General features: G+C 47.5%; 6 protein-coding genes. 4 read left to right on the top strand and 2 right to left on the bottom strand.

What is annotated here, in order from left to right:
* Positions 1-582: 582 nt before the first annotated feature.
* From speF to MMG82_RS20770, 3 genes are all read left to right on the top strand, one after another.
* Positions 583-2,745 carry an ornithine decarboxylase SpeF gene (gene speF, locus MMG82_RS20780; RefSeq protein ID WP_037413787.1) on the top strand — a complete coding sequence of 721 codons (2,163 nt, stop codon included), beginning with the start codon at positions 583-585 and terminating at the stop codon, positions 2,743-2,745.
* Between the two features lie 84 nt (positions 2,746-2,829).
* Positions 2,830-4,149: a putrescine-ornithine antiporter gene (gene potE / locus MMG82_RS20775; RefSeq protein WP_037413789.1), complete on the top strand. Its 1,320-nt coding sequence runs from the start codon at positions 2,830-2,832 to the stop codon at positions 4,147-4,149.
* Between the two features lie 124 nt (positions 4,150-4,273).
* Positions 4,274-5,428: a porin gene (locus MMG82_RS20770; protein WP_241407366.1), complete on the top strand. Its 1,155-nt coding sequence runs from the start codon at positions 4,274-4,276 to the stop codon at positions 5,426-5,428.
* A gap of 203 nt (positions 5,429-5,631) precedes the next feature.
* Here the strand turns inward: MMG82_RS20770 and MMG82_RS20765 are convergent, their stop codons facing one another.
* Entirely contained in the window at positions 5,632-7,980 is a 2,349-nt protein-coding gene (locus MMG82_RS20765; RefSeq protein WP_241407365.1) for a YgiQ family radical SAM protein, read from the bottom strand.
* A 211-nt stretch (positions 7,981-8,191) separates the two neighbouring features.
* Positions 8,192-8,590 carry an MAPEG family protein gene (locus MMG82_RS20760; RefSeq protein ID WP_037413796.1) on the bottom strand — a complete coding sequence of 133 codons (399 nt, stop codon included), beginning with the start codon at positions 8,588-8,590 and terminating at the stop codon, positions 8,192-8,194.
* 155 nt (positions 8,591-8,745) lie between these two features.
* Between MMG82_RS20760 and MMG82_RS20755 the strand changes: the two genes are divergently transcribed.
* Complete coding sequence (locus MMG82_RS20755) at positions 8,746-9,966, top strand: threonine/serine exporter family protein (RefSeq protein WP_037413798.1); 1,221 nt, start codon at positions 8,746-8,748, stop codon at positions 9,964-9,966.
* Positions 9,967-10,049: the final 83 nt, after the last annotated feature.

Raw genomic sequence — 10,049 nt, 5'->3', positions numbered from 1 at the left:
TTAAGGATGATTGACTGTAATTACACAGATAAAACTTATTGCAATAAATAATTACAGTTAATTAAAAATAAGACACCGATCATATTTTTATTGGCAACACCTAGATAAACTCCATGCCGTAATAAAACGAATTAATAATTTTCTCGAATTTCATAATGGAGTTGTATATGAAGAGGAAATCTAAAATCATGGCACATATCCGACGTACTAGACATATCATGATGCCTAGCCAACGTGATTACTTCGACCATTCATTTATCTTCCTTCGCTAATCTTCGCGTAGGTAGTAGACCAATTAACAGGTCTAAAGTGGTATTGCCCTCGTAAGCGCATACACTTATCGTACTGTTTTTTTCAGGTTTATTATCTCGCACCTAAATCAAAGCATTCTTTTGCTCGTGCAGTAACGCTGCGGCTAAGTCATTCATTTTGAATAAATCTATCTATTTATTCTTGGACGACTTATAGCTTCATCATATCTGCACACGGAATAGCCATATCTAATTTAATACCATTAATATTTTTAATTAGGTATAGGCCAAGTTGTATCCAAAACTTTTTAAAGTAAAAGGGAAATTAACGATGAAATCATTAAAAGTTGCCGCCAGCTTATCTGTTAGATCATGTTTTGAAATAGACAGAGAAGTCGTCAATGTATTAACCACAGATTTTTGCGATGTGGGCGCGGCTGTAGTTTCTGTTGATGATGTTAAAAATGGTATTGTTGAAAAAATTAAAAATACCGGATTAAAACTGCCTATTTTCGTATCCGTTTGCTGTGAAGAAACCTTCCCAGATGATATTTGCTCCTCGATTACCGGGGTATTTGAACTCTGCGGTAACAATACCGATTTCTATGGAAAACAGGTCGAAACCGCCGTCCAAAAATATGAGCAAGCCCTACTACCACCTTTCTTTGGCACACTGAAAAAATACGTGGAAATGGGTAACTCTACCTTTGCTTGCCCAGGACATCAGGGTGGTCAATTTTTCCGTAAACATCCTGTGGGTCGTCAATTTTTCGATTTCTTTGGCGAAACCATTTTCCGCTCAGATATGTGTAATGCCGACGTTAAACTCGGCGATCTGTTAATCCACGAAGGTGCGCCGCTGGATGCACAAAAATACGCGGCGAAGGTATTTAACGCCGATAAAACCTACTTTGTGCTTAACGGCACTTCTTCTTCAAACAAAGTGGCGACCAACGCACTGCTGGCGAAGGGTGACTTGGTATTATTCGACCGTAACAACCATAAATCCAACCACCATGGCGCGTTAATTCAAGCCGGTGCGACACCGATTTATTTGGAAACTGCCCGTAACCCCTTCGGTTTTATTGGCGGTATCGACGCCCACTGCTTCAAAGAAGCTTATTTAAGGGAACAAATTCGCGAAGTAGCACCTGAACGAGCCGATGAACAACGTCCATTCCGTTTAGCGATTATCCAGCTCGGCACCTACGACGGCACCATCTACAATGCTCGCCAAGTGGTTGATCGTATTGGTCATCTATGTGATTACATCCTGTTTGACTCTGCTTGGGTTGGCTATGAACAGTTTATTCCTATGATGAACGACTGCTCGCCACTGCTGCTGGAACTGACACCTGAAGATCCCGGTATTATCGTGACTCAGTCAGTGCACAAACAGCAGGCTGGGTTCTCACAAACCTCGCAAATTCACAAAAAAGATAAACATATCAAAGGCCAAGCCAGATACTGCAACCATAAACGCTTCAACAACGCCTTTATGATGCATGCCTCTACCAGCCCCTTCTACCCTCTGTTTGCTGCATTGGATGTGAACGCTAAGATGCACGAAGGCGCCAGCGGCCGTTATCTGTGGCGTGAAGCGGTAAAAGCCGGTATCGAAGCGCGTAAGTTACTGCTTAAAAAATGTAAATATATCAAGCCATTTATCCCAAGTATGATCGAGGGGCGCCCATGGCAGGATTATCAAACTGAACAAATGGCCGATGATTTACGTTTCTTCGAGTTTGAACCCGGACAAAAATGGCACTCCTTCGAGGGCTATGAAAAAGGCCAATATTTCGTTGATCCTTGTAAGTTCCTATTAACTACGCCAGGTATTGATGCCGAAACCGGTAAATATACTGAGTTTGGTATTCCCGCGACGATTTTGGCTAACTTCTTACGTGAAAATAATATTATTCCCGAGAAATGCGACTTAAATTCGATTTTATTCTTGATGACACCTGCGGAAGATATGGCAAAAATGCAGCACTTAGTGTCGCAAATATCTCGCTTCGAGAAATTAGTCGATGAAGATGCGCCATTATCGGAAGTATTGCCAAACGTCTATAACGCCAATAAAGCTCGTTATAAAGACTATACCATTCGTCAACTCTGCCAAGAAATGCACAACCTTTATGTAAGCCATGACGTAAAACAATTGCAAAAAGAAATGTTCCGTCATGCTCACTTCCCAACAAAAGTAATGGACCCACAGGAAGCTAACCTCGAGTTTATTCGCGGCAATGTTGAATTAGTGCCACTGTCACAAATCGAAGGGCGAATTGCCGCAGAAGGCGCCCTGCCATATCCACCAGGGGTGTTATGTATGGTGCCAGGTGAAATATGGGGTGGCGCAGTACAACGTTATTTCCTAGCCCTTGAAGAAGGCATCAATTTATTACCCGGATTCTCTCCAGAATTACAAGGTGTTTATCTCGAAAGCACCCCAGACGGAAAAATCCAAGCCTTAGGTTATGTATTAAATAAATAATTGAATCTGACTGTAGAGTTAATTAACCCCGCTCTACAGTCAATTTCAACCTTCTATAATGAATTACATTATTAGGTCATTATTATGAGTAAATCAGAAAATAAAATTGGCGTTGTCCAATTAACGATTATCACCATAGTCAATATGATGGGTTCTGGGATTATCATGCTGCCCACCCAATTAGCACAAGTCGGTACTATCTCTGTGCTTTCTTGGCTTGTGACCGCCGCAGGCTCAACCGCGCTGGCCTTTGCGTTTGCAAAATGCGGTATGTTCAGTAAAAAAACTGGTGGTATGGGCGGTTATGCCGAATATGCCTTTGGCCGCAGCGGTAACTTTATGGCGAACTACACCTATGCGGTTTCACTACTTATCGCTAACGTCGCCATCGCTATCTCCGCCGTGGGTTATGCCGCGGTGCTACTCGAAGTGAACTTAAGCCCAATGGCTATCTGTCTTGCCACCATTGGCGTGCTTTGGTTAGCCACAGTCGCAAACTTTGGTGGTGCTCGCATTACGGGCCGCGTGAGCAGCGTGACCGTCTGGGGGATTATTCTGCCAGTGATTGGCGTGTCGTTAGTCGGTTGGTTCTGGTTCGACATCGACCTCTATAAAGGCGCATGGAACCCACATGATATGCCGTTCTTCAAAGCCTTAGGCGGTTCTATCGCGATGACCTTATGGGCATTCCTTGGCTTAGAATCGGCTTGTGCTAACTCAGAGGCCGTTGATAACCCAGAGAAAAACGTTCCTATCGCCGTAATGGGCGGAACGTTAGGAGCGGCGCTTATCTATATCGTTTCCACCAACGTGATAGCCGGGATTGTGCCTAACGCCGAACTTGCTAATTCAAACGCACCTTTTGGTTTAGCCTTCGCGCAAATGTTTAACCCTGTTGTGGGTAAAATCGTAATGGCCTGCGCCATTATCTCCTGTACAGGTTCATTGCTCGGTTGGCAGTTCACTATCGCGCAAGTGTTTAAAGCCTCTGCCGATGAAGGTTTCTTCCCTAAAGTGTTCGCTAAAGTCAGCAAAGCAGATGCGCCAATTTGGGGGATGACCATCATCGTTTCGATTCAAACCCTGCTGTCTTTGATGACTATCAGTCCATCACTGAGCAAACAGTTTGAAGCGCTCGTTAACCTTGCGGTGGTAACGAACATTGTGCCTTATATCCTGTCGATGGCAGCCCTAGGTGTAATGCAAAAACAACTCAAGGTGCCAGCCAACAAAGCCCGTGTCGCCAACGTGATTGCGATTATCGGTGCTCTGTATAGCTTTTACGCCCTCTATAGCTCTGGTGAAACTGCAGTGATGTTAGGTGCTATCGCGACTTTCTTCGGTTGGACCATCTACGGGGTGATTTCAAATAAAACCCCAAGCGTTGGGATCAAAGCGGCGTGAGCACAATGCACCTGCGAGTATCACCCCTTAATAAATAAGAAACTTAACAGCAATCCGTCATTAGGGACCTTAAGCCTCTGCGCCTAAGGTCCCCAGACAAAACTTGCCTAATTTCGGTGGAATGATGAAAAAAACCTGCATAGCGTTAATGCTACCTATGCTGTTGGTGGCCACCAGCAGCCAAGCGATTGAACTCTATAACGATCAAAAAAATTCATTAGATTTAAGCGGTTGGTTAGGCTTCGCGGCACTCAACGACAGCCACGATACCTCAGTAATCGATGACTCCTCCCGAGTACGATTTAGCTTTGAACGCAGCGAGAGAAATGGCTGGACCGCCTTTGCCACCACGGAATGGGGCATCAACATGGTGTCTAGCGATGACAGTTTAGTGATGCAAGGTGGCAAATTGGCCGCCGAAAAAACCGAAGACTTCCTCTACAACCGCTTAGGTTATGTCGGTATGTCGCACGATGAATGGGGTAGCCTCAGCTTTGGTAAGCAATGGGGCGCTTACTATGATGTTGCAGGCACTACGGATTTACCGAACGTCTTCGCCGGATATAGTGTCGGTGCCTATGCCTTTAGCGATGGCGGGTTAACCGGAACAGGCCGTGCCGACTCCGCGTTTATCTACCGCAATAGCTTTGGCCCAGTGCAAATCGCCCTACAATACGCCGCCAAAACCAATGGTGATGTCACCTTAAAAAACGACGACGGCAGCGAAATGACTAACTCTGAACTCAATTTCGACAGCAGTTACGGTGCCAGCCTGACCTACTCACTCACCGATAAATTTAAACTGCTCGCCGGCTTTAATCGTGGCGACTTTGAAGGCCACCTAGGTAACACTCAAGTCGATGAAACCAACGAAATCGTCGGTATCGGCGCCATGTATGGTGATTACTATCACTACGCCGATAAACGCGAAGCCAGCGGTCTCTACGTCGGCTTTAACGCCCATCAGAGTAAGAACAATGAGCTAGTCGGCGGCGAACTCTACGACGCTACTGGCGCTGAGCTGATGACGGCCTATCAATTCGATAATGGCTTTGTGCCTATGATTGTCCTCAGCTATTTGGACTTAGACACAGATGCCAGTACGCCCATCCAAGGCAAATGGACCCGCCAATTCGCCATGCTTGGCCTGCACTACCGTTACAGTAACGACACTGTGATGTTTGCCGAAATGAAGTTAGATTTCAGCAACATGGATGATCCAGCACTCGAAGCACAGGAAGATAATGGCTTTGCGGTAGGGATTAACTACTTCTTTTAGGAATGGAAAGTCTTCATCAGGCTCTCCCGTACATTGAGGGATAGTGGCTCACGTTCCTCATATCCGTGGGCCCATTTGAGACTGAGGTGCGGTGCACGTTCCGTCTACAAACGCTCGCCACACACTCATTGGATGGTACCGCTGGTTTACCATCATCTCTGCGCCACTCCAAATAGATTTACTGGAGTGGCTTTTTTTCACCATTACTTGGCGTGCTGACGGCCTGAAGAGGCTTTGTTTCCGCGACCTTGGTGGCCAGCCTTACCCTGCTCTGATTTTCCCTTAAAGCCCGACTGACCAAAAGGCGCCTTAGCTCCGGGACGGCTGCTTTTAGGCTGCTGACCTTGCGTTGCATTCGCCCCAGAAGACTTGGGTCCCTTAGGCTTGCTTGCGCTCGGTTTGCCCTTGGCATCGACTTTACCCTTACGCTCATCGAACTGATTGCCCGAGAAACGCGTCAGGGCTTTTTGCCCTTGGTTAGCATCCTTCATCCATTTCGGGCCACGTTCGTTGCGCCCTTCTGGAGGCACGAGGTGATTTGGGCTGTTACCAATCAAATCTTCACGTCCCATGGCAATCAAGCCTTCACGGATAATTGGCCAACCTGCTGGGTCGTGGTAACGCAGCAGCGCCTTATGCAGGCGGCGTTGGCGGCCCTTCTTCGGCACTGGCACCACCTCACTGGTGTGCTTGACGTTTTTCAGCGAGTTCAACTCAGTGTGATAAATGGTCGTCGCATTCGCCATTGGCGATGGATAGAAGTTTTGCACTTGGTCGAGCTTAAACTTACGCTCCTTCAACCAGAGCGCGAGGTTGAGCATATCCTCGTCGGTTGTGCCGGGATGCGCCGAAATAAAATAAGGGATCAGGAACTGCTCTTTACCCGCTTCCTTAGAAAACTTATCGAACAGCTCTTTAAACTTATCGTAGGCGCCCATGCCGGGTTTCATCATCTTGCTGAGCGGCCCTTCTTCGGTATGCTCAGGGGCGATTTTTAAATAGCCGCCCACATGGTGCTGGACCAACTCTTTGACATAAGCAGGATCTTCAATCGCTAAGTCGTAACGCACACCCGAAGCAATCAAGATTTTCTTAATGCCGGGCACAGCACGAGCGGCGCGGTACAAGTCGATAGTATGTTTATGATCTGTGCCTAAATGGCCGCAAATCGATGGATACACACAGGATAAACGGCGACAGGTTTTCTCCGCTTTTTCACTGGTACAACCGAGGCGATACATGTTGGCAGTGGGGCCACCTAAGTCAGAAATCACCCCAGTAAAACCGGGAACCTTATCCTGAATATCTTTGATTTCTTTGATAATCGATTCTTGCGAACGGCTCTGGATAATTCGGCCTTCGTGCTCGGTAATCGAGCAGAATGAACAGCCACCAAAGCAGCCGCGCATAATGTTGATCGAGGTTTTGATCATGTCATAGGCAGGGATTTTCTCCTTGCCGTAGGCAGGATGCGGCACCCGTTTATAGGGTAAATCGAACACGGCATCCATTTCGTCGGTATTGAGTGGCCAAGCTGGTGGGTTCACCCACACGCCACGGTCACCGTGGGGCTGGAACAACGCCCGCGCACAACCTGGGTTTTGTTCTTGGTGCAAAATCCGCGAGGCATGGGCGTATAAGTATTTGTCCTCAGAGACCTTTTCAAAGGCTGGCAGCAGCACATAGGTTTTATCCCAAGGCTTAGGGCGTGGCGGCTGCACACTGATGGGTTTTGGCGCATCGTTATCGAAAATTTTAACATCCGATGGGCCAGATAAATTGGCACAGCCCACATCGTCGGCGCCATAGGGGTTCGGAATAGGATCGATCTTATGCAGTTGATCGATCTTGCGAGAATCCATCCCACGCCACTCGGGCATAGGCTCTTTACGAATAACGGCTGTACCGCGCACATCTTGGATATCCGCAATCGCTTCGCCCGCCGCTAAACGACGCGCCACTTCGGCCAGCGGACGCTCGGCGTTGCCGTACATCAAGATGTCGGCCTTGGCATCGAAAATCACGCTGCGACGGACTTTATCCGACCAATAATCGTAGTGCGCAATACGGCGCAGACTCGCCTCGATGCCGCCAATGATCACTGGCACATCTTTAAAGGCTTCTTTACAACGTTGGGTATAAACGGTCACTGCACGGTCGGGGCGCTTACCCCCCACATCGCCAGGAGTATAAGCATCATCGCTGCGGATACGACGGTCGGCGGTGTAACGGTTGATCATTGAATCCATGTTGCCGGCGGTGACACCAAAAAACAGATTCGGGCGCCCTAGCTGCATAAAGGCATCTTTGCTCGACCAATCAGGCTGGGCAATAATCCCGACGCGGTAGCCTTGGGCTTCTAACATCCGGCCAATGACCGCCATGCCAAAGCTTGGGTGGTCCACATAGGCGTCACCAGTGACAATAATAATGTCACAGCTATCCCAGCCTAATTTCTCCATCTCCTTGCGAGACATAGGTAAGAAAGGCGCGGTGCCGAATGACTCGGCCCAATACTTGGGATGGCTAAACAGTGTGGATTCAACTTGCATCGATTTTGACCCAAAAACGTAATGTCAAACAAAGGTGCAGACAAAAGCAAGCCGCACCGATTTAGGGACGCGGAGTATAGCAGGCAAACAGGGATAAGTGCGATTAAAAAAACAGCAGCCGAGGTGTTTTTCGGGGTATTTACGCCAATGCGCTTAATACCCCTAAAGTGGCTAAGGATATGGCTTAGACGGCCATTACCTATCCCAGCAGTTACAGACTTTGGGAAAAATGCACTAAGTTGACTAGGGCTAGGCTGATAGTCACCAACCAAGTGAGCAACACGCCCCAAAAACGGCCGAAATGATAACCGCCTTTGCCTTGAGTTAAGCCAATAGCATGGAGTAAACGCGCTACAATCCATACAGTACCAAAGCAGTGCAAATAGAAATGCGCTAAGCCACCCGCCTCGGCCACTAGCATTAAAATCAATACGATGGGCGCATTCTCAATTAGATTTGCGTGCACCCTGTTCGCCAGTGCTAAAGCATCGTTACCGCCGTCACCGAGACCGATTTTTTGGCTTCGTCTTAATTTCACCACTCGATACGCTAAAGCAATGATTAACAACCCAGTCAAGCTGGCGTAAAACCCTGTTACGATTAATGGCATAGCAACTCCCTTTTAATTAACATAAGCACGGTATACACCGCAAAAATTCAGCAATTTATTTGTATTCAGGTTAAAAGCCATTAACCTTTTAGTGACGAGATAGGTTAATATGCGCGCGCAATCTCTTACAACTTTTTATACAGCGAATAGCCCGATTGGATAACGAACAGTTTCTCGAAAAGCGTAAATTTATCATTAAGCTAGGTAAGGCTTTGCATAAGTTTGGCACACCCGCTTACCGTCTTGAAACCCATTTACAAACCGTTTCTCGGACGCTCGGAATCGAAGGTTATTTTTTAATCTCGCCGACCTCCATGACCTTCGTATTACAACACGATACCGATCAAGAATATAACCATGTTGCGCGGGTAAAACCCGGCGAGTTGGATTTAGGCTCTCTCGCCCGCACCGATGAACTGGTGGATGAACTCACCTCGGGCAAACGCACACTCACCGAAGCCTTAGACAGGCTAGAGGAAATCGCTAACAAACCCAACCCCTATGGCCCAGCACTAACTTGTTTTTCCTTCGGCACCTCAGCAGCGGCATTTGCCATGTTGATGGGCACAGGGTGGAACGATGTTTTTTGGTCTGGTTTGTTAGGCTTGCTAGTCTATGGCTTTGTATACCGCGCCGAGCGCTCGACACGCATGGCAGAAGTGTTAGAGCCATTCGCGACGATTGTTTGCGCCATTGCCGCCTGCGCCATTGCCCGCATCGACCCTAATATTAATATTCCGGTGGTGATCCTCTCCTCCATCATCATCTTTATTCCCGGTTTAGCCTTAACCTTGGGGCTTGCTGAGCTGGCGGCACGCGATTTGATTTCGGGCACGGCGCGGATCATGGATGCCAGTATGCTGTTGTTTAAGCTATATTTTGGTGCAGTGTTAGGGATGGCAATTGGTAAAGCCTTCTTCGGTGAGGCCATTTATATCGAACCGGAAGGACTGCCTCGCTGGGCGATTTGGTCAGCGGTGCCCATCCTTTCTATGGCGCTGGTGTTCATCTTTAAAGCACGTATGCAAGATTCGCCTTGGGGCGTTCTAGCGGGAATTGTCGCATTTTTCTCCGCCATGTTAGGTGGGCACTTTTTTGGTGATTCGGTGGGGATATTTTTCGGTGCCCTAGCCGTAGGAGTTTACTCCAATCTTTATGCCCGTTGGATGAAGGCTCCTGCCTCAATTGCATTGCTGCAAGGCATTGTGATCTTAGTACCCGGCAGTAAAACCTACATAGGGCTGAACGCGCTAATCTCCGGCGAAACTATGCTTAACCAATCCCATATTGGCTCGCAGATCTTTTTGATCTTTATGTCGCTTATCGCCGGACTGATTTTTGCCAACGTCGTAGTACCACCAAGGCGTACGCTATAACATTCATCCTCAGGGCTGGCGCCAATTCCAGCCCTATTCTTAAAATAACCTTATGAAAAATCATAATCTTATTAAAATGTTTA

The organism is Shewanella sp. MM_2022_3 (assembly GCF_022557375.1).
GTDB lineage: Bacteria > Pseudomonadota > Gammaproteobacteria > Enterobacterales > Shewanellaceae > Shewanella > Shewanella xiamenensis.
Note: the sequence above shows the minus strand (reverse complement) of the source record. Positions and strands in the feature narration are given on the sequence as shown.

Coding starts and splice junctions, on each gene's coding strand:
- speF (WP_037413787.1), top strand. CDS start 583: ATGAAATCATTAAAAGTTGCCGCCAGCTTATCTGTTAGATCATGTTTT.
- potE (WP_037413789.1), top strand. CDS start 2,830: ATGAGTAAATCAGAAAATAAAATTGGCGTTGTCCAATTAACGATTATC.
- MMG82_RS20770 (WP_241407366.1), top strand. CDS start 4,274: ATGAAAAAAACCTGCATAGCGTTAATGCTACCTATGCTGTTGGTGGCC.
- MMG82_RS20765 (WP_241407365.1), bottom strand. CDS start 7,980: ATGCAAGTTGAATCCACACTGTTTAGCCATCCCAAGTATTGGGCCGAG.
- MMG82_RS20760 (WP_037413796.1), bottom strand. CDS start 8,590: ATGCCATTAATCGTAACAGGGTTTTACGCCAGCTTGACTGGGTTGTTA.